The organism is Corynebacterium sp. ACRPJ (genome assembly GCF_022347345.1).
Classification (GTDB): domain Bacteria; phylum Actinomycetota; class Actinomycetes; order Mycobacteriales; family Mycobacteriaceae; genus Corynebacterium; species Corynebacterium tuberculostearicum_D.
The window spans coordinates 1-24114 of sequence record NZ_JAKRNC010000022.1 but is presented as its reverse complement, the minus strand read 5'-3'; the positions used below and the strand labels follow the sequence as shown (position 1 = coordinate 24114).

Genomic DNA, 24114 nt, shown 5'->3' with positions numbered 1-24114 from the left:
TTCTTCTCCTTCGTCTACGGTGACGGAGACGGAGAAGGTGTGTAAGCCGTCGGAGTCTGAGGGTGGTCAGCCGTCTGAGCCGGTGGAGCCTACTCCTGGTGATGATGGTGTGGTTACGGTGACGACGACTGTTGTTGATCCTGACGATCCAAATTGTCCGTCCGGAGGAGGCGACGAGCCTACCCCTGCGCCCTCCGAAGACCCAGACCCAACTCCGACCAATCCGGAAAAATCTTCCAAGTCCTCTTTGGGCTGGCTCCTGGTTCCATTGATTCCGCTGTTGTCGAGCGGTAAGAGCTCAGCGGTGCCATCCGGTAAGCCTGTCCCGCATAGCTCGGTTCCATCTACGGATGAGAAGCGCTTGGAAGAAAAGCCCCAGAAGGAAGCTGATAACGTGCTTGAGGATACTCACCAAGACGGCGAGACTAATCCTTACGGGCCGACGGAAAAGGCGCCACTAGTGGCAAAGCCTACCTCTACCCAAGGTACTCCTACCGCCCACACTGAACGATTCACTGGGTTGGCCAATACTGGTGCCTCGGTACTCGGACTGGTCCTTTGTGGCCTTGCTGCACTTGCAGCTGGTCTATTCCTAGTTCGAAGGAATCGTAAATCTACTGAGAGCTAGTGAAGCTCGGCGGATAGCTCCCTAGTAGCCTAAACCGCGTCTTAAGCCGCTCAATACGAGTTGCTTGAGACGCGGTTTATTTCATTGAAAGGTGGTCCCAGAACGCAAGTCTCTCGGTCAGTGCAGGAAAATCACTTCTCTGAAGGAAAAGATTTCGTTGTTGCCAAGTAGTCAGGTCAGGAACCGTAACCAGCCTTTAGGGCTTTCACCGCTAGTTCAAGACGGGATTTAGCATGGAATTCACTGAGCAAGGTAGATACGTATTTCTTCACCGTGCCCGGTGCGTAGTGCGTGCTCTTGGCAATTTCTTCATTGGACTTGCCTTGGCAGACCAGGTCTAGAACCTGCTCTAAAGCAGGCGAGATATGATGATTATCTTTAAACTTCGCGGTTACAGCTGCTGCATTAGCGGCGGTGCCTTCGGCGTTCCAGTCAGGAAGCTGCTCAAATAGGCGGGTAAGCGATTGTGGGGTGACAACAGTGCCGCCGCGTACAGCCTCTCGCACGGTATCTAAGATGTAGACCGGCTTGGAGCTTTTCAGAATATAGGCTGCAGCCTTATTGGACATGACCTCTTTGAGGGTCTCATCATTGTCCATCGCGGTCATCGCGACGAAGACCGGCGGGTCTTCCATCTTGTTGACCTCGCGCAAGAGGGTAGTGCCATCCATCTCGGGCATGTGAATATCAGCCACGATTACGTCGAAGTCTTGCTCATTTAGCAGCTCGAGGGCGACCTTGCCATTTTCTGCGGTGGCGCGCACCTCCATGTCCTCGGCCGAAGCGAAATAGCGCCCCAAAGCTTCAAGGACTAAGGGGTCGTCATCGACGACCAAAAGAGAAGTCTTTACCTCGGGCACCACGGCGACGGGCAACCAAAGACCATATCGACCGGCGATTGATATTCAGTGGTGGGCGAAAGATCGCCTGGCGTTAGTCCACCCAAAAGAGAAGAGGACAGCAAAAATGGGGCCAGAAAGCTAGCAAGTGCAGCCTGCATATGCGGAATCCTTTAATAAAATCTGCTTTAGTCAGAGACAATCGTTAGCTTAGTGTACGCCTCCTAGGTTTGCTAGGCGACGTGTCGAAGCTAACCAGCCTTTTGGGCAGAGGGCGGAAGGGAAAGCGAAAGCTCCCACTGATCATGCTCAAGCTTAGTATCGACACGAGCGTCAATTGTTGCCGCGATACGCGACATTGATGCCATACCGATGCCCGAAGACATGTCAGCGTTAGTGCTTGTAGGTTTAGACACTGGGTTGGTGATGGTTATGACGGTCCAACCGAGGTGAGGGTGCACCGAGATTACGATTTCAGCGCCTGGGGGTGAGTACTTCACGGCATTCAAGCAAGCTTCCGTGGTGATGGCAGCGATGGAATCCAGTGTTTCCGGAGGAAAATGCGGGGCAAAATCCTCTGCGCTTACCTCCACAAGTGGCTTTCGATTGAGCCTTGAAAGCCGGGTTTCTTCCTGGGAAAGAAGCTGGGCAAAGCTATCAGGTTTGGTGGTAGAACCGAAGCTCATTCCGTCGGAAATGCCCTCGATATTGTTTCGGAGAACCTTGGTAAGTGCGCGCACTTCGGACATAGAAGAGCGCATGGAATCGCTAAGCTCATCTAAGCGTTTAGCGAGCTTCGGGTCTTTGGAGTATTCAAGGCTCAGGGCTTCTAGCTGCATCGTGTTAACAGTAAGGCTCGAGACCACGGAGTTATGGAGAGTTTCGGCGAGATCCGACTGTCGCCGCTGCACATCGGCGTTCCACTCGACCATGGCTGTTTTGTATCGCTGCGCAGAGTGCGCGAAAGTTGCGCCAATGACTGCACCGACTCCAATAAACATTGCCCAAGCAAAAGCGGCTGCAGGATTAACGCTGATCCTCGCACTGCTGGGATCGATAAGACCAGCAGCCCAAAAGACGGTGCCTACTGCAAGCGTCTGCCAATTTTTCCCGTGGTAAGCGATGACGGCGATGAAGATTGGAGTTAAGAAGATGTAGCAGAGGTAAGGAGTGCCTGCAGCGAATGTAGAGCTCATCCACACCGTCACAAAAAGCACAGACATCACGAGCGGGTGACGGAATGCCAATGTCGTAATGACAGTCAGTATTAGGCCAAAGATGGCGGCAGATAGCTGGTGTTCAGTGGGCGTGAAGAATGCGCCAAGTAATGTCAGCGCCACACAAATCACCGCAGTTAAAGCGGCTGTTCGCTGCAGGGTCATGGCCGCGCGGATGCGTTGGTGAAGGGGCAGCTGTGAAGGTTTCGACACGGTGCGGTCCACGCTTCCTGGATGCTAAGGCTCAATGGGTTTTATCTCCCTAGTGTAGGTACAGCGAACGTGAAACAGCGATTGAAAACAGCGAAACCCCCGCACCTTCGTGCGCGGTTCCTTGTGGTGGGTTCCGAGCGGAGGAAGAAGGTGAGGGGGTTTAGCTGGTCTTCATGAAGGAGTACAGAAGGCTAATTACTTAGCTTCTGCAGCAGCCTCTGCGTCATCCTTGGAGGACAGGCCCTCGAATACGGAGGACAGGCCCTCGGAGTCGGTGTTGGACTCGAAGGAAGCCTCGATGAGGCCCTTGATGCCCTTGATGAGTGCCTCGAAGTCGATGGCGGAGCTGAGGTCTGCGAGGGTATCGAACATACACATTCCTTTCGGATCGGCGGAGTAAAACTACAATCTCTCTCTGGGGTAGCAGCTCTTAACTGCTGTGATTTCTAGTATGCGGTAGCAGGGGCGGGCTGCCAATCCTCTTTTGGATCCTTTCTGAGGTGACTTTTGGATCCTCTTAGGGTTATTTAAGGGGCTCCGTTTGGGTATGGGGCAGTGTTGGGTGAAGGGGGTGATCGTGTGGAGGGTAGGGGGTGGGCGTCGGCAAGAGCGGCGCTGAGCTGCATAAAGGCGAGGTTTACAAGAAAAGTTGAGTCGCGGGGAATAACTTTTGTAGGTTACTCGTTGTAGAGATTGAGTGACACAGGCTCAAGGTTGTGTGACCGGACGTAGAAGTTCTGTTACAGTAGCGCTCGGACGCAACGAGAAGTTGAGTCACTGACAGTCAACTTTATTAATTACCCCAAGATAAAAGGAGAAGAAATCATGGGACGCGCAGTAGGTATTGACCTTGGTACGACGAACTCCGTCGTTTCCGTACTGGAAGGTGGCGAGTCCACCGTTATCGCTAACTCCGAGGGCTCTCGCACCACGCCTTCCGTCGTTGCTTTTGCAAAGAACGGCGAAATCCTAGTCGGTCAGTCCGCTAAGAACCAGGCGGTAACCAATGTTGACCGCACCATTCGCTCCGTCAAGCGCCACATCGGCACCGACTGGAAGATCAACATTGATGATAAGGATTACACCTCCCAGGAGATTTCCGCTCGCACGCTGATGAAGCTGAAGCGCGACGCAGAAGCTTACCTCGGCGAGGATGTTACTGACGCCGTTATTACCGTTCCTGCATACTTCGAGGACGCACAGCGTCAGGCCACCAAGGAAGCTGGCCAGATTGCAGGCCTGAACGTGCTCCGTATCGTTAACGAGCCAACCGCAGCTGCTTTGGCTTATGGCCTGGAAAAGGGCGAGCAGGAGCAGACCATCCTGGTATTCGACCTGGGTGGCGGCACCTTCGACGTCTCCTTGCTGGAAATCGGCGATGGCGTCGTTGAGGTTATGGCCACCGCCGGCGATAACGAGCTGGGTGGCGATGACTGGGATCAGCGCATCGTCGACTGGCTGGTAGACCGCTTCAAGACCTCCCAGGGCGTTGACCTGACCAAGGATAAGCGCGCCGTGCAGCGTCTGCGCGAGGCTGCAGAGAAGGCCAAGATTGAGCTGTCCTCCTCCCAGCAGGCCAACATCAACCTGCCGTACATCACCGTTGACTCCGACAAGAACCCGCTGTTCTTGGATGAGACCCTGACCCGCACCGAGTTCCAGAAGATCACCCAGGATCTGCTGGACCGCACCAAGGCTCCGTTCAACCAGGTCATTAAGGACGCTGACCTTTCCGTCGGCGATATCGACCACGTTGTTCTCGTTGGCGGTTCCACCCGTATGCCAGCCGTATCTGACCTGGTTAAGGAACTGACCGGCAAGGATGCCAACAAGGGCGTTAACCCGGACGAGGTTGTTGCAGTCGGCGCTGCCCTGCAGGCAGGCGTGCTGCGCGGCGAGGTTAAGGACGTGCTGCTTCTCGACGTCACCCCGCTGTCCCTCGGCATTGAGACCAAGGGTGGCGTGATGACCAAGCTCATCGAGCGCAACACCACCATCCCGACCAAGAAGTCCGAGACCTTCACCACCGCGGAAGATAACCAGCCTTCCGTACAGATTCAGGTCTTCCAGGGCGAGCGCGAGATGGCTACCGCCAACAAGCTGCTCGGCTCCTTCGAGCTCGGCGGAATTGCTCCGGCACCGCGCGGTGTTCCGCAGATTGAGGTCACCTTCGATATCGATGCCAATGGCATCGTCCACGTGACCGCAAAGGACAAGGGCACCGGCAAGGAAAACACCATCAAGATTCAGGATGGTTCCGGCCTGTCCCAGGAAGAGATCGACCGCATGGTCAAGGATGCTGAGCAGCACGCTGAAGAGGACAAGAAGCGCCGCGAGGAGCAGGAGCTGCGCAATAACGCAGAGTCCACCTCCTACCAGACCCGCAAGTTCTTGGATGACAACGCTGACAAGGTATCCGAGGACGTTAAGACCAAGGTCACCGAGGCTGCTGACGCCGTTGATGAGGCTCTGAAGGGCGATGACCTCGAGGCCATCAAGTCCGCAGTGGAGAAGTTGTCCACCGAATCCCAGGAGATGGGCAAGCAGATCTACGAGGCGCAGGCTGCTGAGGCCGGCGCTGAGGGCGCTGCCGATGCTGGTGCTGCGCAGGGTGACCCGAACGTCGTCGACGCTGAGGTCGTTGACGAGGACGAGAACAAGGATGGCAATAAGTAATGACTCAGGACAGCGGAATGCCGCACAACCCAGGCGACCCGGAAAACACGGATCCGGAGGCTACCTCGGCTGACCGCGCTGAGGCTGCTGCCGAGCAGGCCGAGGAGGCCCAGGCTGCGCAGGAAGCGCAGGCTGACGCCTCCGAAGAAGCCGAGCTGGATCCCACCCTCGATGCTGACCTCGAAGAAGCGCTGGCAGATGTCAACGCTGATGAGGTAGAAGCCGAAGCAGCGGGCGAAGAGCCCGCAGGCACCGGCGCCAGCGATGTGGAAGCACAGTTGGCAGAACGCACAGAAGACCTGCAGCGTCTGAATGCGGAATACACCAACTACCGCCGCCGCACCGAGCGCGACCGCCAGGTCGTAATCGAGACCGCCAAGGCCAAGGTCATCGCAGATATGCTGCCTGTCCTTGATGACCTGGAACTGGCTCGTGAACACGGCGACTTGGAAGGCCCGCTCAAGGCGTTTGCGGATAAGCTCCACAGCACGCTGGAAAAGCACGACCTTGCTGCCTTCGGTGAGGAAGGCGATGCCTTCGACCCTGAGGTCCACGAAGCCGTGCAGGACTTGTCCTCCGGCGATGAGCAGGTGCTTGGCACCGTGCTGCGCAAGGGCTACCGCGTGGGCGACAGGCTCGTACGCAATGCCATGGTCATCATCGCGGACCCCAGCGATGAGTCCGGCAACTCGGAAGATTCCGAGTAAATAACATAAAGGGCGCCCTGGGAATTGACTAGTGACCTTCCCGCGGCGCCCTTTTACTTAACTTGTATCGATTCTCTTTGAAAGGAGGAGATGCCCAGTGAGCGCTAAACCCGAATGGGCAGACAAAGATTACTATGCGGATCTGGGGGTCTCCTCGTCCGCAGACCAGAACGAGATTAAGCGTGCTTACCGCAAGCTAGCACGCGAGAATCACCCCGATACCCACCCGGACGACCCCGCGGCAGCGGAAAGGTTCAAAAAGGTTGCGGAAGCCTACGACGTGCTTTCCGACGCCGCTGAGCGTAAGGAATACGACCAGTTCAAGGCCATGCTCCGCAATGGAGGCGGCTTTGGACGGATGGGAGGCGCCGGATTTCCCGGCGGGTTTCGATCCACGCGCATGGGTGGACAAGGTGCGCAAGAATTCGACCTCTCGGACCTCTTCGGAGGATCCGCTGGAGGAGCGTCTCAAGGCGGCGGTGTTGGGGATATCTTCGGTAGCGTTTTCAACCGCGGCGGTAGTGCTGGCCACTCAGCTAAACCGTCGCGGGGGGCCGACGTCGAAACGGAAATAACCCTCGACTTCCGCGAGGCCGCTAAGGGAACCACCATTCCCCTAGCGCTCAGCGGCAATGCGCCGTGCACCACGTGCCACGGCTCGGGTTCCGCTTCTGGCAAGACTTCTACCTGTGGCACCTGCAGCGGTACCGGTTTTACCTCGGAAAACCGCGGTGCCTTCGGTTTCTCTGCCCCGTGCAAGGACTGCGATGGCACCGGCCGGCGCATCACGGATCCGTGCAAGGATTGCCACGGCACCGGCACGGTTCACCGCACCCGCAATATCACCGTTCGCATTCCCGCCGGTGTTATTGATGGCCAAAAGGTACGCCTCGCCGGACAAGGCGAAGCAGGTCCCAACGGCACTCCAGCCGGTGACCTCTTCGTGGCGGTAACCGTGAAACCGGATAAGGTCTTTACTCGCGAGGGCGATGACCTTCATGTCACCGTTCCGGTTTCCTTCACGGAGCTGGCCTTGGGCGATACCATCGCGGTTCCAACTTTGGATAACCCGGTGCGCGTGAAGATCCCCGCTGGCACGCCGGATGGACGCACGCTGCGGGTGCGCGGAAGGGGCATCGCCAAGCGCGGTGGCAACTCCGGTGATCTACTGGTTAGCGTGCAGGTTACCGTGCCTACCAAGCTCGATGCCGCCGCCTCTAGCGCACTGCGCACCTATGCTCAGGCGGAAAAGGACTCCGGTTTCAACCCGCGTGCGGGCTGGGCCGGCGCCGAGAATGCTTAAGGCAGGAGGTGTGTTAAAAAATGAGCACTGGAAAGGCAGAAGATTCCGGCACCGCGGTCTACGTCATCTCCGTAGCTGCGGAACTCTCCGGAATGCATGCCCAAACCCTGCGCACCTATGACCGCATGGGCTTGGTCTCCCCTGCCCGCACTCGTGGCGGTGGCCGCCGCTACTCCGACCGGGACATCGAGCTGCTGCGCAAGATTCAGGCGCTGTCCCAAGACGATGGCGTCAACCTTGCCGGCATCAAGTCCATCATCGAGTTGACCGAGGAACGCGATCGACTCGAGGCCGAGCGCGATGCCCTTGCCGAGGAAGTTCGGGCCCTGCGCGAGCAGGCCGCCGGCCGTCGCTCCCAGCGCAGCGGTGAGCTTGTTCATGTCCCACGGTCCACCTCCGTGGTGATGTGGAGCCCGCGCACCGCGCGTGAGCGCAAGCGCTCCCGCAGCCGTGGATACGGCCAAGACTAACTCTCGTTCTGCAGACGAGTACACCCAACCCCGCAGCCAGCTTCCCCGCTGGCTGCGGGGTTTTCTTCGGCCTTGGCCGTGAGAACCACTTGATGATGCTGGGCCACTAGCAGGAGACTAAGAATATGTTGGTCTCCTATTCGGACCAGCCGGCTGGTCTGTTCTAAAAGGCCCTACCCCTCGGACTAGTTCGCGCGTGCCACTTGGCCTAGGCCCCGCAAGAACTGGGGGTCCTCCCAATAGGAGCCATGATCGCCAGGGAGACCATCCGCACCGGGAAGGGGAGTAGCGCCAAAGGCATCAATGGTGGGATCGGGGCCATGGATGCCAGCGTGAGGCCCCGTCGTAATAGCGATGGGGTCGTTGGCGTTTGTGGCTGCCCAGATGCGGCCATGCAGTTCTGAGGCGTGGCCAGCGTCGGTGCCGGGACTGCCGACGAGCACTACGTCATTAGCAATTCTTTCCTGCTTTGCGGCATGCCCGGTGACTACTGAACCATAGGAATATCCCACTACGGTGCGCTTGGCCTGTGGATAGCGTGCACCGAGCGAGCGCTGAAACCGGGCGAGTTCTTGACTGGCAGTTCGCGCGGGAGTGGCGTGAACTGCACGGGGCAGGGAGGAGGGCGCCTGGTAGCCCAACCACACGACCGCGGGACCGCCGCTGGCCTTAGCAAGATTGCGGCCGCGGTCTACCGCACGCTGCCAGGTTTCTGGATCGGAGGAGTGAACCCCTTCCACGAACGTGGTAAGTGATGCCGGTGTGGTCCGGAAGCCGCCGGGGTCCACCATGGCTACGAGCCGGCCGTCGCTAGTTTCTAGCACTCGCATATCTGGGTTCTGCGCGGCTAGCTGAGATACGTGCTCGCTGGCGTGGGCAAGATTAATCTCGTGGACGGTATCCACTGGAAGATCGGAGAAGTCTTCCAAGCGAACGGGTGGGGCCACCCCGCTAGGCGTACATAGGGCATCGATTTCTTGGGAGCATAGCCAGTCGAGGGAATCGCCCAGCGCCCGCACTTGATTCAACAAGAGTCCAGCGGCGCTGGCCGCGGCGCCATTGCGCTCATCCACTTGTCCTAGAAATGCGATGATGCGGTCCTCGAGTTCCTCGCGGCGGGCCTGCAGGCTGGCGTGGAGCTCAAGGGTGGTGGCAACCTGCTCCATCTGGTGCAGCGGTTGGGCCAGCCAGTCGGTGTAGCCCGCCAAACTGGTGCGGGCGGCGTCACCGGCGGGGCCACCCAGTGATAGGCCACGCCAATCCTGGTGTGCATCGATAAAACGAAAGCGCAGTTCAGCGCGTTCGCTATGCAACATACTGGCGCCATGTCTTAAAGCCACGGATAGGGTCATCGCGCATCTCCCAATGCCTGGCCCAGGTGGGAATCCACCCCGGCGGCAGTGTTGAGGAAGGCCTCAATGGAGCGCAATTGCTCGGCCGTGGCGTCCTCCGTTGCGGCCACGGCGCTGGACCAGGTGGCACGGGCTCGCTCTAGTGCGGCCGCGGTGCGGCAGGCGGTATCGAGCGTGGCCGTCGGCGGTGGCAGCGGAGGGCGCGCCATGAGGGAGCGGACGTAATCGGGCAGGTGCGTGGGAATTTCTACATAACTCATGCCCCTAAGCCTGAAGGACCACACAACGCCGCGCTAGGGGTACAGACGCAGCCTGTGGATAACTTCGCCCTGCTTCATTATTTTGGGAGGCATGAAGGTAGCAGCAGTGCAGTTAACGTCCACCGGTAATATTACCGAAAACCAGGAATTGGCCCTCGCCAAGATCCGTGAGGCGGCCGGAAACGGGGCGCGGTTAATCGTGCTGCCGGAGGCCACGGCGCAGAATTTCCACTCCGGGCGCCTTGATGAGCAGGCGCAGACGCTCGAAGGCCCGTTCGCCACGGCGATCCAAGCGCTCGCAGAGGAGCTTGAGGTCACTGTCGTGGTCGGCATGTTCTGCCCGGCCGATACCGTGGAGCGCGACGGCAAGACCATTAATCGCGTGACCAATACGGCGCTCATTGCAGGCCCTGGCGTGCTGGGCGGCTACGACAAGATCCATACCTATGATGCCTTTGACTACCGCGAATCGGATACGGTCTTGGCCGGCGAATCGCTGGTGGCCTTCGACGTGGATGACCTTATTGTGGGCGTAGCCACCTGCTATGACATCCGTTTCCCGGAGCAGTTTAAGGAGCTGGCGAGCCAGGGCGCGCAGCTCATTGTGGTGCCCACGAGTTGGGCGGACGGCCCCGGAAAGCTGGAGCAGTGGCGCCTGCTCACGGCCGCGCGTGCCTTGGACTCCACCAGCTATATCCTCGCGGCCGGCCAATCGCGCCCAGGCGGTGACGCTGAGGCGGGCAATCCTTCCGGCCCAACGGGCATTGGCCATTCCACCATCGTCGATCCGAATGGCGTGCGCATGGCCGAGGCCGGCTACGAGGATGACATCCTCTATGCCGACATCGATCCGAATGAGGTAGCGAAAACCCGCCGCGCTTTGCCGGTTGTGGCCACTGCGGACTAGGTCAGCGCCGCGTAGTCTTCCGGCTGCCAGCGCCCGTCGCGGCCCCAGCTAAGGACGTCGATCTGCTGCTTGCCGACGCCCCTTTGAACCAACCCTTCTTCACCTTCCACAACCTCGTCGGCCGGTCCGACGAGAAGGAAGCGCGGGGGAGTGCCTGTGGATAACTCCACCTCGTTGACTACTACATCGGTCGGTTCCCCGGAGACTACGTAGTCGGCGCCGGGTGCCAATTCGCGGGCATTGAGCAACCACGGGTCTTGTTCTTCCCGCACGATGCGGCGCACCGGTGCGCCAAGGGCTGCCAGGTTTTGCTGGAAGTAGGTGTCATAGTGGGCGCCGGGGCTGCCCGCCACGGCAAAGAGGCGCGGTACTCGGCTGCGGTCTTTATCGCCCAGCGCGGCGAGCGCCGCGCAGCGAGCCGTGGCCCAGCCGGTGCCGTAGGCAATGATGACCAGTTCACCTGCGTCCGCGTTCTGGAGGCTAATGCCGCCGGCGGGCTGGCCCAAGGTCCACCAGTCTCCGGGCTGCGCGTGCGCGAGGGACCGGGAAGCCTCGTCCGCGGTGGAGACGTGAAAGACCACTTGGCCGGTTCCGTCGCTAGGCTGCGCAGGGGTGAGCATCCGCCATTGCCCGGGCAAGTACTGCGTGGTTACCGGAAAGTGCTGCCCCGGTTGATAGGGCACAGCCAGGCCAGCCTCCACGCGGATGATGGACGTCTCGCGGGCGGGATGATCCACCGCCACCACTTGCGCCGAGTGCGCCGGTGCCTCGCCGGCGGCGTCGGACTCCCGTGCGGCGTCGGCCATCGTGGCGCACACCTGGTGGATGACGTCACAGGCAAAGTTGTATTGATACTGCGTCAGCGCCAAAACCCGCAGGCCGGCCACGAGGGCATCATCGAAGCGGGAATAGATTTCGGCCGGAAACCCATGCCGGCGGTGATCGCGGGCGAGCTGGGTGAGCTTTGCGGAGACGTCGGCAAGCAGGGGCTCCCCAGGCTCCGTATGCTCAATCACCCATGCCAGCGCAGGCACCATCGAGGTATGGGTATCGCGCATCGACAGGGCAAAAATCTGCCGGGATTCAGGCACCGCGTTAAAGAAATGCTCGTGCACCGCATCGCGGTACTCGTCTGCGTAATTTCGAAAATGCTCGCCCAGTTCCCACATGTCACATCATCCTAATAGTCAGCGCCCAACTGGGGGTCGAGCTACCTACTGAAAGCTGTAGTGGGGGTGAAAACGGGAGCCTATGTTGTGGATCACTTAGCGAAAGGTATTGTATTCCCTATCCGTCTGCCCTCTAATGGGGGCAAGTCGCCATAATTGCACAGCTAGAAAGGGTCCTCATGGAAGATTTTTCCGCTTATACGCTCATGCTGGATGTGGGCTGGATTTCTTTGCTCATGGTCATCGGCAACGTCCTGCGCCACCAGGTGAAGTTCATCTTCCAGGACCTGCTGCTGCCTGCCCCTATTACCGCCGGCCTTATCGGCCTGCTGGTAGGTCCAAACGTGCTGGGCTGGATCAACTTCTCCGATAACTTGGGTGACTACACCTCCATCCTCATCGCGGTGGTCTTTGCATCTATGGCCTACTCCATGGAAGTGGGCGGCAATATGGGCAAGGGCGCGCGCAATATGTGGGGCTATTCCACCATGATGTTCACCGGCCAGTGGGGCCTGTTTATCGTACTGGGTCTTTTCCTCTTTGCACCGCTTTTCGATACCCCGAATTGGTTCGGCATGATGCTGCCCGTCGGCTTTACCGGCGGCTTCGGTACCGCCGCGGCCGTGGGTGGCGCGCTGGAGGGCGTGGGTGCCGATGCCGCGTCTTCGCTCGGCTTTACCTCTGCGACTGTCGGTACGCTGGCCGCCATCATCGGCGGCGTGATCGCCGGCAACTGGGGCATCCGCAAGGGCAAGGTCTCCCACGTACCTAAGGAACTGCCGGAAGACCTGCGCCGCGGCTATATCAAGAATGTTGATGAGCGCCCGTCGCTCGGCCGCGCTACTACCAACCCTTCCTCCATCGAGCCGCTCGCATTGCACTTCGGCTTCATCATCCTGACCGTGATGACCGCCTACGGCATCAACCAGGGCCTGAGCAGCATCTGGGAAAATGTCTCCGTGCCGCTCTTTGCAATGTCCATGGTGGTCGGCCTTCTCTTCCGTGCGCTCATGAACTTCGTCGGTGCTGAGGACTACCTGGATAAGGACTCCATTTCCTCCATCTCTGGTGCGGCCACGGACTACCTCATTGCCTTCGGTGTGGCCGCCATTGTCCCGGCCGCTATTGCCTCCTACTGGCAGGCACTTCTCCTGCTCTTTATCCTGGGCACCATCTTCTGCGTGTTCTTCTTGCTGTGGTTCCCGGCCGAGTTCTTTGGTGAGCGCTGGATTGAGCGCGGCATCTTTGGCTGGGGCTGGGCCACCGCCACCGTGGCGACCGGCATCGCCATTCTCAAGATTGTGGATCCCAAGCTCAAGTCCGGCACGTTGTCCGAATACGGCATGGCCTACATCGGTTTCGGTCCCTTTGAAATTTCATGGACCATCATCGCGCCTATGGCCGTCATGTACGGATTTACCGGCGCCTTCGGCGCCATTTCCCTGGCGATTTCCATCGGCGTCTACATTGCCTTCAAGTCCATGCGCCTTATGCCGCCGCGCGGCACTATCTTCCAAGAGGGCATCGGCCATGTAGGACAGAAGCAAGCATAGCCGCGCTTGCCGACGCCCCTCCGTCAACCTTAAAAGACTATGAGATTAGTCGCACTAAAGTTAAGAAAATAATTCGCCGGTACGGGTGAATCGAGGCGCTTGCCGCCGTAATCATGGCTCATCAGCCACGCTACCACTGTTAACATCGGTGGGTGCCGGATTCCTTAAAAAGGATAATCGATTGGGACTATCCCTGTACCTTAAAATTTGTTAGAATCAGCGGGTATTAATCTCTGTCTTTATGAGGAACTAGATGTACCAGTTAGATGGGGCTTCCAGGCGGGTGATCATCCTGGAAGCCGCTGTTTATGTAGCGGGCTGCGAAGGCGAGCAGGCCGTTACCGTGGAATCTGTGGCGGACCAGGCTGGTCTCTCGCCACAGGCGGTGGCTGAGGAATTCGCCACCGGTGCCGACATGCTCGCGGAAATCCCCGCCTTCTTGGATCGTCGCATGTCTGAATACATGGTGGAAGCGGCGCGCCATCTGCCGGAGGGCAACTCAGGCGGCGATGTCCTCATGCAGCTGGCAGAGGCCTACTTTGCCTATGCGCAAGACGAGCCCGCCATCTACCATTACCTCTTTGAACAGTATGACGCCCTCGATGAGGAGCACGTCTGCCAATTTGCCAAGGGGGAAAAGTCGGGGACTCCGGGTCCGGACATGGCGCTGGACGTCGTCAAGCGCTTTGCCGAAGAGCAAGGTGCCGTCGTGGCCCACGATGGAGACATCTCGCCTTTGGAAATCGGCCGCATCACCTTGGCGTGCTGGTCCGTCATCCACGGTATGGGTCACCTGAGCGTGGTAGGTATCTTGCGCCTGCAACATGCCGTTATTCGTGCCGCCAACCTCAAGCAGGTAGACCGCCTCGTGGTCGATGCCCTGCAATATTGGTTTAAGAATAAGCAGATCCCACCCCGTCGTCCTATTATGAACGATGCCCGCGGCATTGTGGAAAAGGTCATGGGCAGCGAGCGTGAAAAACCCTTCGTGGCTCCGGATAACCTTGAGCAGATGGATCCTGAGGAAGCCAAGAAGGTCATTATTGAGGCCGCGCTGCGCGTGGCTGGTCGCCGCGGTGTCGACCGCCGCTTCTTTGACCACGTGGCCGAAAAGCTTGGTACCTCCAAAGACTTCCTGACCACTATCGTGGACAATGACTTCGCGCTGCGTGAGGTGGCAGAAACCCTCACCGCCACAGAGATGGCGAAGGTTTTCGAGGACTGTCTCGCCGTGCTTCCAGAAGATACCCCCACCGTAGACCGCCTGCAGATTGTTGCTGCCGCCTACTTTAACTACGCGATGATGTACCCAGAGCGCTTCAGCTCCATTATTGCGCTGGCCAGCGGTTCCATCGTTCCACACAATGGCGATGGCAGCTCGCACGAGGGCATGACCAAGAACTTCGCCATTATGATGGACCTGTTGCGCAAGTTCGTTATCGAAATGGGCATTACCCCTACTGACCAGCTGGTCTATATCAGTACCCTGGCCGTGTGGGCCGGCGCTAACGGCATTGCACACCTGTGCAGCGTTGGCGATTTTAAGAGCTTCAATGAAGATCTCAAGTGGGCGCTTTTTGTCCAGGTAGTGACCGTATCCTTCTTTGCCATCGCGCATAGCTTGCAGATTCTGGGCCATGAAAACGAGGAGTACAAGAAGGTTTAAGGACCCTGTATAAAGTTGAGTGGCCCACGCTCAAAAATATTTATGTTGAGTGGAATAGGCTCAACTCTGGGTGCGTTGTGCTAAGTGAAGCCCTACAGTGGGTGAATAAAACTTAGAAGGAGCAACGCACACATGAATTCTTTTAACCCCACCACTAAAACACAAGAGGCTTTGCAGGACGCCCTGCAAACCGCCTCGTCCAATGGCAATCCGGATATCCGCCCGGCCCACCTGCTGGCAGCCATTCTTAGCCAAGAAGGCGGAATTGCCGCCCCAGTTCTTAAGGCCACCGGCGTAGACCCGGATACCGTGCTCAAGGAAGCCCGTGAGCTCGTTGATTCTTATCCCAAGGCCGAGGGCGCCAATATGGCCAACCCGCAATTTAACCGCGACGGCCTCAACGTCCTGACCAAGTCGCAGGAGTTAGCCGGTGAATTGGGCGATGAATTCGTCTCCACCGAGGTCCTTCTCGCCGCCATCGCGGGTTCCAAGACCGATGCCGCCGAGCTGCTTACCGGCCGCGGTGCTACTTATGACGCCATCAAGGGCGCCTTCCCTTCCGTGCGCGGTGCCGCCAAGGTGACCTCTGAGAACCCGGAGGACCAGTTCCAGGCGTTAGAAAAGTACGCCACGGATCTCACCGCGCGTGCCCGCGAGGGAAAGATCGACCCGGTCATCGGCCGTGATCAGGAAATTCGCCGCGTGGTCCAGGTGCTTAGCCGCCGCACGAAGAATAACCCGGTGCTCATTGGCGAGCCCGGCGTGGGCAAAACCGCCATCGTGGAGGGCCTAGCCCGCCGCATCGTGGCTGGCGACGTCCCCGAGTCCCTCAAGGGCAAGACCCTCATCAGCCTGGATCTTGGATCCATGGTCGCCGGTGCTAAGTACCGCGGTGAATTCGAGGAGCGCCTCAAGGCCGTGCTCGATGAGATTAAATCCTCCGAGGGCGAGATCATCACCTTCATCGATGAGCTGCACACCATCGTCGGCGCCGGCGCTACTGGCGACGGCTCCATGGACGCCGGCAACATGATTAAACCCATGCTGGCCCGCGGCGAGCTACGCCTCGTTGGCGCCACCACCCTGGACGAGTACCGCAAGTACATCGAAAAGGACGCCGCCCTCGAGCGCCGCTTCCAGCAGGTCTACGCCGCCGAGCCTTCCGTGGAAGACACCATCGGCATCCTGCGTGGCTTGAAGGAACGCTACGAGGTACATCACGGCGTGCGCATCATGGACTCCGCGCTGGTATCGGCCGCCGAGCTATCCAACCGCTACATCACTAACCGCTTCCTGCCGGATAAGGCCATCGACCTCGTCGATGAGGCAGGCTCCCGCCTGCGCATGGAGATCGACTCCTCCCCGCAGGAAATCGACGAGCTGGAGCGCATCGTACGCCGCATGGAGATCGAGGAACTGGCGCTGAAGAAGGAATCTGACGCCGCCTCCCAGGATCGCCTAGCCACCCTGCAAGGCGAGCTCGCGGACCAGCGCGAGAAGCTCGGTGAGCTCAAGGCCCGCTGGGCCAACGAGAAGAAGGCCATCGACGATGTCCAAAACATCAAGGAAGAACTCGATGACCTGCGCCGCCAAGCCGAAATTGCCGAGCGCGACGGCGACCTCGCACTCGCCTCCGAGATCAACTACGGCAAGATTCCACCGCTGGAAAAGGATCTCGCGGCCGCAGAGGTCAAGGCCACCGAACAGCGCAATACGATGCTCGATGAGGAGGTAAGCCCGGACACCATCGCGGAGGTCGTTTCCGCCTGGACCGGCATCCCGGCCGGCAAGATGTTGCAGGGCGAGACCGAGAAGCTGCTCAACATGGAATCCGTGCTGGGCAACCGCGTGGTCGGCCAGAAGGAAGCCGTCACCGCGGTTTCGGACGCCGTTCGCCGCTCCCGTGCGGGCGTGGCCGACCCCAACCGCCCGACCGGTTCCTTCCTCTTCCTCGGCCCCACCGGTGTGGGCAAGACCGAGCTCGCGAAGGCATTGGCAGACTTCCTCTTCGACGATGAATCCGCCATGGTACGCATCGATATGTCTGAGTACGGCGAGAAGCACTCCGTCTCCCGCCTCGTCGGTGCCCCTCCGGGATACGTCGGCCACGAGGCTGGCGGCCAGCTCACCGAGGCTGTGCGCCGCCGCCCCTACACGCTCGTGCTTTTCGACGAAGTGGAAAAGGCCCACCCCGACGTCTTCGACGTCCTCCTGCAGGTCCTGGATGAAGGCCGGCTTACCGACGGCCAAGGACGCACCGTCGACTTCCGCAATACCGTCATCATTTTGACCTCCAACCTGGGTGCCGGTGGCACCCGCGAGGAGACAATGGACGCGGTGAAGAAGGCCTTCAAGCCCGAATTCATCAACCGCCTCGATGATGTGGTCATGTTCGAGCCCCTGTCGGAGGAGCTCCTGCGTGGCATCGTCGACATCCAGCTGCGCGGCCTGTCCGAGCGTCTCGACGCCCGCCGCCTGACCCTGCAGGTCTCGGATTCCGCCAAGTCCTGGCTGGCCGAGCGCGGCTACGATCCGGCTTACGGCGCCCGCCCGTTGCGCCGCACCATCCAGCAGGCCATTGGTGACAAGCTCGCCAAGAAGCTGCTGGCCGGCGATATCGTTGATGGCGATACCGTCCACGTGGACGTCGCCGATGGCGGCGCCGAATTAGACATCGCCGCCCGCTAATCGGCCGCGCAGCGCCCGCCGCGCCAAATCCTGCTCATGCCCCTAGACTCGGGGGCATGAGCATTTTGGTCTCCCCGCAAGAACTCCGCGAATCCATTTATCACGGCGAGCGTTTCACCCTCTTGGCCACCCACTGGCAGCCGCAGCTGCGCCAGAGCTACAACGAATTTACCTCCCTGCACATCCCGACGGCGCTGTTTAGCGATACCGCCAATTCCTTCGCCGGCCTGCCCGGCTCCCAGGTAGGTCGCAACCCGCTGCCGGATCCGGATAAGCTGCAGGAGCACTTCCGTCAGTGGGGAATCCGCGAGGATCGTCCCGTCGTGGTCTATGACGAGGGCCGTGGCCTTTTCGCCGGCCGCGCGTGGTGGACCTTGCGCTGGGCCGGCCTAGAAAACGTCCGCATCCTCGACGGCGGCTTGGCCAATTGGCGACACCTGGGCTATACCACGCTGACCGGCCCCGGCAACTTCGCCGTCGGTGCCACCGCCGAGGTTAACCCGGGCCAGATGCCCGTGGCCACCATCGATGACGTGCGCAATCACGATGGCCTGCTCATCGATACCCGCACCCGCAACCGCTTCGCCGGCCGCCGCGAGAACCTTGACCTCAAGGCCGGCCACATCCCCGGCGCCGTCAACGTGCCAGAGCGCCTGTTCCACAACGATGGCCTGCGCACCTGGAAGTCCGCGGGCGAAATCCGCGAAGTGCTTTTCGACGCCGGCCTCACCCCCGACAACGTCCAAGGCGCTATCATTTACTCCGGTTCCGGCAACCACTCCGCCCTCGCCCTTGCCGCCATGGAAGACGCCGGCTTCACCGGCCTGCGCCACTATGTCGGCGGCTGGTCCCAGTGGTCCGCCAACCCCCACAACCCCGTAGAGCGCGGCGACTGCCTCACCGTCAACGGCTAATCGCCCCAGCCCGCCCCTCGCCTTCGCCCTCAGCCTCCCGCGTCCGCGCGCCGAGCGCTGAGGGCTTGCTCGTTCCTACTACTATCGTGGGGTGATGGCTTTTCTAATCCTTGCTCTCGCGGTTCTTCTCGGCATTGCTGGCGGTGCCCTGCTGCTTTACGACGGCGAACAGCGCACCTCCACCCCTACACCCTCCGCGGACGCAGACACCGCTTCCACCGAGCCGGCTTCCACCGAGCCGGCCTCCACGGACCCAGCTTCGGCCGCGCCCGCCGATTCCAGCTCCGCTGACGCCGAGTCCGCCGAGACCGACTCTGCTCTCGCCGAGCGCAGTTCCACCGACGTGCAAGCAGAAGCCCTTCCCGTCGATGCGCCACACGACACCGCGAGTCCCGCCGGCGACGCGCCCAACCTGGATTCCGATACTGCCCCCAACTCAGCTCCCTCATCCGAGCCCACCCCCGAGCCGGATTCTAAACCGGAACCGGTCCGCGAACCGGAGCCTGACAAGGATTCCGAGTCCGCGTCCAGCGCAGAATCCACACCAGAGCAAGCCCTGATCCACAATCTAGCCCACGAGTCGGACCGCCAATCAGCAAGCGATCCAGAAAGCGAGCCACGCCCGCATTCGAAGCCGCACACCCGCCATCGGCCGGTTCTGCCAGGAACCATGCGCCGCGAGCGCCGCAATTGGGCAGAAGCCAAAGGCTTTGAATTTATGAAGTCCGATCCTTATCTCGTAGACGAGTGGACCAGGGGAGTGGCCTCCACGGGCGCGGCGCCCAAAGACATTGTCGCCGGCAACGTGTATGGCCACGAGATGCTGTTGATGGATATCGATGGCGTCAACGTCATGGCCATGCGTACCGGAGCGGCCTCCGACATGGTCGTGGATTTCCGTCGCTTCGACCGCGACGATGCGAAGGCCTCCGAGGACCTGCTGTTGGCGATGACCATCGAGGGTTTCGATGTGTATTCCTCGGATAGCGCCGTGACCGAGCGCATGGTGGATGAACGCGTCCACGTCGCTCTGCAGCAAATGCCCGAGGCCGTTACTGCACTGTGGATGGAAACCGAGTGGGTCCTGGCGCAGACCACAAAGCAGGCGCGCTCCGCGGAATGGGACGCGATGCTGCCGCCTCTTGCCCTGCTTGCCGACGCCGCCCGCGTCCTCCCACCGCGTTCCTCGGCCACCCACGTGGTGCGCCTCGAGGAATTGGACCCAGCCCGCGAGATTCCCGCCCAGCCCATCGTCGAGGCCGTCGGCGGCACGCCGGCCGCCGGCGCGCCCGAATTCGAACGACCCGTCATTCAACGGCCGGAGGAGCCGTTGCAGATGCCGTCTCGGGCCTACTCTGAAACCCGCGGCCCAGTCGAGCACACCGCTCTGGGCGGCGACGAGGTCGACGCGATTGCCGACGGCCGCGAGCGCCCCACCCCCGATTCCCATACCGCCCGCCTGCCGCGCCAGCAGTTCCGCGCCGCCTCCATCTTCGATAGCCCCTCCGCCGACTCCACCACCGACGGCTCCCGCGCGGCCGACCCCAACCCAGTCGACCCCAACCCGGCGAGCGAGTCCGCGGCCGAGGAATCGGACCCGCGCCGGGGAGAGTAGCCTAGAGTCCGATACTGGCGGCCGGCCGCCGCCCACGAACCACGACAAGGAGCAGATGACTGTGGATTCTCACACCACCAACGCCCAGAACGCGCACGCCCAGAACCTGGACGCCGAGAAGAAGGCCCGCCTCGCTGAACTGGTCAAGGAACTGGCCGTCGTCCACGGCAAGGTGACCCTGTCCTCGGGCAAGGAAGCTGACTACTACGTGGATCTCCGCCGCGCTACCTTGCATCACGAGGCCTCCCGCCTTATCGGTGCCCTGCTGCGCGAGCTGACCGCGGATTGGGATTTCGCGGCCGTCGGTGGCCTGACCCTCGGCGCCGACCCGGTTGCTACCTCCATCATGCATGCCGACGGCCGCGATATCGACGCCTTCGTCGTGCGCAAGGAAGCCAAGAAGCACGGCATGCAGCGCCGCATCGAGGGCGCCGACGTAGAAGGCAAGAAGGTCCTCGTCGTAGAGGACACCACGACCACCGGCAACTCCCCGCTGACCGCCGTGGCCGCGCTGCGCGAGGCCGGCGCCGAGGTCGTGGGCGTGGCGACCGTCGTGGACCGCGAGACCGGTGCCGGCGACGTCATCGCCGCAGAAGGCCTCGAGTACCGCTCCCTGCTGGGCCTGGGCGACCTTGACCTCGCCTAACGCAGATAGCGCGGCCGACCAGGCCAAGCCGGACGAGGCCAAGGGGCCGACCGAGTGGAACGAGGGTCGCCATGGCGTAGGCCCCTGGGAAGGTCCGCTGCCGCAAGGGCCGGAGGCCGCGAAATACGACCCAGAGCTGCTCGCCGAAGGCGACCGTCGCAACGTCGTCGACGCCTACCGCTACTGGAGTAGGGAAGCGATCAAAGAGGACATCGATAAGCGCCGGCATAGCCTGCACATCGCCATCGAGAACTTCGAAAACGACGCCAATATCGGCACCGTCGTGCGCACCGCCAACGCCTTCGCCGTCGATACCGTGCACATCGTCGGCCGCCGCCGGTGGAATCGCCGCGGGGCAATGGTCACGGATAGGTACCAGCACTTGATGCACCACGAGAGCGTCGAGAAGCTTATTGCGTGGGCAGCCGAGGAGGGCCTTACCGTCGTTGCCATCGACAACACCCCCGGTTGCGTGCCCCTGGAAACGGCCGAGCTACCGGAGCGCAGCCTGCTGCTCTTCGGCCAGGAAGGCCCCGGCGTGACGCAAGCGGCCCAGGATGCTGCGGTGATGACCTGCTCCATCGCCCAATTTGGCTCCACCCGCTCCATTAACGCGGGCGTTGCGGCCGGCATTGCCATGCACGCCTGGATCCGCCAGCACGCCGATCTGGCAAATTCCTGGTAGGAAGATCGTTACACTAGCTATATCTACCCGTGCGACTGAAGTGATTGAGGAACCGTGGAAGAAAAGTGGGCCCACCGCGCCGAACTCGCAGAGGCCGCCATCAACGAGCGCCACGCGCACTCCGTATGGGGCCTGCCGCGCACCAATCTTGCCGTGGTTAGCTGGCCGCCCACGACGAAGGAAAAGCTCTTTGTCCACTGGCACTACTGGTGGCAGGCCCACTACCTGGACTGCCTCGTTGATGCGGCGCTGCGCAATAACACCAAGGTGCGCCGCCACCGCATCTATGACACCTTGCGCGGCATTCGCATCCGCAACCTCGCGCAGCTGACCAAGAATAAGTACTACGACGACAAGGCCTGGCTCGCGCTGGCTTTCGGCCGCGTGGAGGGCCTGAAGAAGGCAAAGACGCCCAAGCGTCTCGCGGCCCTGCAGCGCAATATCCACGAAGGCCTCGATGAAACGCTTGGCGTGCTGCCGTGGCGCCTGGGCGAGAACTTCATGAACGTGCCCTCCAACGGCCCGGGCGCCATCATGCTCGCGCGGATGGGGCGCATTGAGGAAGCGCGCCGCATCGTTGACTGGATCTATGACCACCTGCTTGACGACGACGGCTACATTATGGACGGCGTCCGCATGCGCATGGACGGCCCTGAGGTGGTAAAAAACATTCACCCCTACTGCCAGGGCGTAGTGCTCGGCGCGTGCCTGGAAATCGTGCTGGCGCTGCGGGAAAAGGCTGGCGTGGGCGATTTGGAACAGATCGACAGCGTGTACGAGGCTGAGATGGCTTCCGAGATGATGGACTACATCATCCGCATCCGGGGCTTGGTGCAGACCGTGGCTTCGGGCATGGCTACGCCTTCGGGCGTGGTGGACTGGGAGACCGGCGATGGTGACGGCGGCCTGTTTAAAGGCATTTTGATGCGCTATCTTGCCGACGTCGCCGTGCGCCTGCCTGGCGATTCCCCCGCCAACCGTGCGACGAAGAAGCTGGCCGCTCGCATGGTGGTGGCCTCGGCCGAGTCGGTGTGGGAACACCGCCTCGAGGTCGACGGCCTGCCGATTTTCGGATCTGACTGGCTGTCCGATGCGCGCCTGCCGCATAACTACGGCTTCGGCCGGCGCACCATGAGTGAGAAGGTCGGCATCATTCGCGTAGATGAGCGCGATTTGTCCGTGCAGCTTTCCGGCTGGATGCTGATGGAGGCCTGCGCCCGCGTGGTGCGATATTTGGCTAAATAACCCACGCTTGTCGGAGTGGATTGGTCCCGGAAATGACTGGGTTGAAAATGTCACATGGTTTTTGCGGCAGAAATTCCGTGAAACGGGCATACTTGGCTGTTGGAACGTGTTTGACCACAAACCCACTTTTTAAGGATGGAAACTCATGCCAATTGCAACCCCTGAGGTCTATAACGAGATGCTGGACACCGCGAAGAAGAACGGCTTCGCGTTCCCAGCAATCAACTGCACCTCATCTGAGACCATTAACGCAGCTCTGAAGGGCTTTGCTGAGGCCGAGTCCGACGGCATCATCCAGTTCTCCACCGGCGGTGCCGCCTTCGGCTCTGGCCTGGCACTGAAGGACAAGGTCAAGGGTGCTCAGGCACTGGCCGCATTCGCTCATGAGGCCGCCAAGCACTACGGCGTGAATATCGCGCTGCACACCGACCACTGCCAGAAGGAAGTACTCGATGAGTTCGTCCGCCCGCTGCTGGCCATCTCCCAGGAGCGCGTCGACCGCGGCGAGAACCCACTGTTCCAGTCCCACATGTGGGACGGCTCCGCTATTCCTATCGACGAGAACCTGGTCATCGCCCAGGAGCTGCTGGAAAAGGCTAAGAACGCGCACGTCATCCTCGAGGCCGAGATCGGCGTCGTCGGCGGCGAAGAGGACGGCGTCCAGGCCAAGGCAGGCGCTAACCTCTACACCTCCCCAGAGGACTTTGAAAAGACCATCGATGCCCTAGGCACCGGCGAGAAGGGCCGCTACCTGCTGGCCGCAACCTTCGGCAACGTTCACGGCGTCTACAAGCCAGGCAACGTGAAGCTGCGCCCAGAGGTCCTGCTCGAGGGCCAGAAGGTGGCACAGAAGAAGCTCGGCCTGGGTGAGGACGAGTACGCCTTCGACTTCGTCTTCCACGGTGGCTCCGGCTCCGAGAAGGAAAAGATCGAAGAGGCTCTGGGCTACGGCGTCATCAAGATGAACGTGGATACCGATACTCAGTACGCCTTCACCAACCCGATTGCTCGCCACATGATGGAGAACTACGACGGCGTCTTCAAGATCGACGGCGAGGTTGGCAACAAGAAGGTCTACGACCCACGCTCCTACCTGAAGAAGGCAGAGCAGAGCATGTCTGAGCGCGTCATCGAGTCCTGCCAGGACCTGCACTCCGTGGGCAAGTCCATCTCCAAGTAATTGCCCTTAGCTGCTCCACACTGCTTTGAGTTGAGGCAGCCTCGTATATAGGCATGCCGAATGAGCCGCTTCCCCCGCGTGGGAGGCGGCTTTTCGTACTTTCGGCCGGGGTGGTTCCGGGCGAGGGATCGATGATCGGCCGGTGCAGTTAGGGGTTTTGTGTGGGGCTGGGGTTGTGGTT

The 24114-nt window shown here is 60.6% G+C and carries 21 protein-coding genes; 15 read left to right on the top strand and 6 right to left on the bottom strand.

The genetic code is table 11. The features are described from left to right. Positions 1-628 (top strand): LPXTG cell wall anchor domain-containing protein (locus MHY08_RS11095; protein ID WP_239236703.1); only part of this gene is annotated, 628 nt, incomplete at its 5' end. Positions 629-804: 176 nt separating this feature from the next. On the opposite strand, the gene MHY08_RS11090 is transcribed toward MHY08_RS11095, so the two are convergent. The 3 genes from MHY08_RS11090 to MHY08_RS11080 all read right to left on the bottom strand — a co-directional run bounded on the left by MHY08_RS11090 (position 805) and on the right by MHY08_RS11080 (position 3269). Continuing rightward, positions 805-1491 (bottom strand): response regulator, encoded by a 687-nt coding sequence (locus MHY08_RS11090; protein ID WP_370658802.1) that lies wholly within the window; start codon positions 1489-1491, stop codon positions 805-807. A 227-nt stretch (positions 1492-1718) separates the two neighbouring features. Then, positions 1719-2909: a histidine kinase gene (locus tag MHY08_RS11085; RefSeq protein WP_239236701.1), complete on the bottom strand. Its 1191-nt coding sequence runs from the start codon at positions 2907-2909 to the stop codon at positions 1719-1721. Positions 2910-3092: 183 nt separating this feature from the next. After that, on the bottom strand, positions 3093-3269 hold the full coding sequence (locus MHY08_RS11080) for a hypothetical protein (RefSeq protein WP_239236700.1): 177 nt from the start codon (positions 3267-3269) through the stop codon (positions 3093-3095). Positions 3270-3722: 453 nt separating this feature from the next. Between MHY08_RS11080 and dnaK the strand changes: the two genes are divergently transcribed. From dnaK to MHY08_RS11060, 4 genes are all read left to right on the top strand, one after another. Further along, a complete protein-coding gene (gene dnaK / locus MHY08_RS11075; RefSeq protein ID WP_005325523.1) occupies positions 3723-5573 on the top strand; it encodes a molecular chaperone DnaK in 1851 nt (616 codons plus the stop codon). Further along, positions 5573-6280 carry a nucleotide exchange factor GrpE gene (gene grpE, locus MHY08_RS11070; protein WP_239236698.1) on the top strand — a complete coding sequence of 236 codons (708 nt, stop codon included), beginning with the start codon at positions 5573-5575 and terminating at the stop codon, positions 6278-6280. Before dnaK ends, grpE begins: the two co-directional genes overlap by 1 nt. A gap of 97 nt (positions 6281-6377) precedes the next feature. Continuing rightward, positions 6378-7583, top strand: coding sequence for a molecular chaperone DnaJ (dnaJ, locus tag MHY08_RS11065; RefSeq protein WP_239236696.1), 1206 nt, complete (start codon positions 6378-6380; stop codon positions 7581-7583). Between the two features lie 20 nt (positions 7584-7603). After that, positions 7604-8053, top strand: a complete 450-nt coding sequence (locus MHY08_RS11060) for a heat shock protein transcriptional repressor HspR (RefSeq protein WP_239236694.1) — start codon at positions 7604-7606, stop codon at positions 8051-8053. A 185-nt stretch (positions 8054-8238) separates the two neighbouring features. On the opposite strand, the gene MHY08_RS11055 is transcribed toward MHY08_RS11060, so the two are convergent. Both MHY08_RS11055 and MHY08_RS11050 read right to left on the bottom strand, forming a co-directional pair. Next, entirely contained in the window at positions 8239-9369 is a 1131-nt protein-coding gene (locus MHY08_RS11055) for an alpha/beta hydrolase (RefSeq protein WP_239228456.1), read from the bottom strand. Between the two features lie 32 nt (positions 9370-9401). After that, positions 9402-9665: a hypothetical protein gene (locus MHY08_RS11050; RefSeq protein ID WP_204610864.1), complete on the bottom strand. Its 264-nt coding sequence runs from the start codon at positions 9663-9665 to the stop codon at positions 9402-9404. 91 nt (positions 9666-9756) lie between these two features. Here MHY08_RS11050 and MHY08_RS11045 point away from each other — a divergent pair, with 91 nt between their 5' ends. After that, on the top strand, positions 9757-10572 hold the full coding sequence (locus MHY08_RS11045) for a carbon-nitrogen hydrolase family protein (protein ID WP_204610865.1): 816 nt from the start codon (positions 9757-9759) through the stop codon (positions 10570-10572). Here MHY08_RS11045 and MHY08_RS11040 read toward each other — a convergent pair. Then, positions 10569-11741 carry a 2-polyprenylphenol hydroxylase gene (locus tag MHY08_RS11040; protein ID WP_239236692.1) on the bottom strand — a complete coding sequence of 391 codons (1173 nt, stop codon included), beginning with the start codon at positions 11739-11741 and terminating at the stop codon, positions 10569-10571. The two genes, MHY08_RS11045 and MHY08_RS11040, sit on opposite strands and share 4 nt — an antisense overlap. A 179-nt stretch (positions 11742-11920) precedes the next feature. Between MHY08_RS11040 and MHY08_RS11035 the strand changes: the two genes are divergently transcribed. From MHY08_RS11035 to fbaA, 9 genes are all read left to right on the top strand, one after another. After that, positions 11921-13294 carry a sodium/glutamate symporter gene (locus MHY08_RS11035; RefSeq protein ID WP_239236689.1) on the top strand — a complete coding sequence of 458 codons (1374 nt, stop codon included), beginning with the start codon at positions 11921-11923 and terminating at the stop codon, positions 13292-13294. 253 nt (positions 13295-13547) lie between these two features. Then, entirely contained in the window at positions 13548-14960 is a 1413-nt protein-coding gene (locus MHY08_RS11030) for a TetR/AcrR family transcriptional regulator (protein WP_239236687.1), read from the top strand. A gap of 132 nt (positions 14961-15092) precedes the next feature. After that, entirely contained in the window at positions 15093-17648 is a 2556-nt protein-coding gene (gene clpB / locus MHY08_RS11025; RefSeq protein ID WP_239236685.1) for an ATP-dependent chaperone ClpB, read from the top strand. 56 nt (positions 17649-17704) lie between these two features. Further along, on the top strand, positions 17705-18562 hold the full coding sequence (locus MHY08_RS11020) for a sulfurtransferase (protein ID WP_239236683.1): 858 nt from the start codon (positions 17705-17707) through the stop codon (positions 18560-18562). Between the two features lie 94 nt (positions 18563-18656). After that, positions 18657-20177: a hypothetical protein gene (locus MHY08_RS11015; protein WP_239236682.1), complete on the top strand. Its 1521-nt coding sequence runs from the start codon at positions 18657-18659 to the stop codon at positions 20175-20177. Between the two features lie 55 nt (positions 20178-20232). After that, a complete protein-coding gene (gene pyrE / locus MHY08_RS11010; RefSeq protein WP_049377135.1) occupies positions 20233-20823 on the top strand; it encodes an orotate phosphoribosyltransferase in 591 nt (196 codons plus the stop codon). Next, the gene (locus tag MHY08_RS11005) at positions 20810-21508 is read left to right on the top strand and encodes a TrmH family RNA methyltransferase (protein WP_239236681.1); all 699 of its coding nucleotides are present in this window, start codon (positions 20810-20812) and stop codon (positions 21506-21508) included. Before pyrE ends, MHY08_RS11005 begins: the two co-directional genes overlap by 14 nt. 54 nt (positions 21509-21562) lie before the next feature. Beyond that, a complete protein-coding gene (locus MHY08_RS11000) occupies positions 21563-22753 on the top strand; it encodes a glycoside hydrolase family 76 protein (protein WP_204610874.1) in 1191 nt (396 codons plus the stop codon). A gap of 145 nt (positions 22754-22898) precedes the next feature. Next, positions 22899-23933 (top strand): class II fructose-bisphosphate aldolase, encoded by a 1035-nt coding sequence (fbaA, locus tag MHY08_RS10995; protein ID WP_239236680.1) that lies wholly within the window; start codon positions 22899-22901, stop codon positions 23931-23933. The last annotated feature ends 181 nt before the right edge of the window (positions 23934-24114 follow it).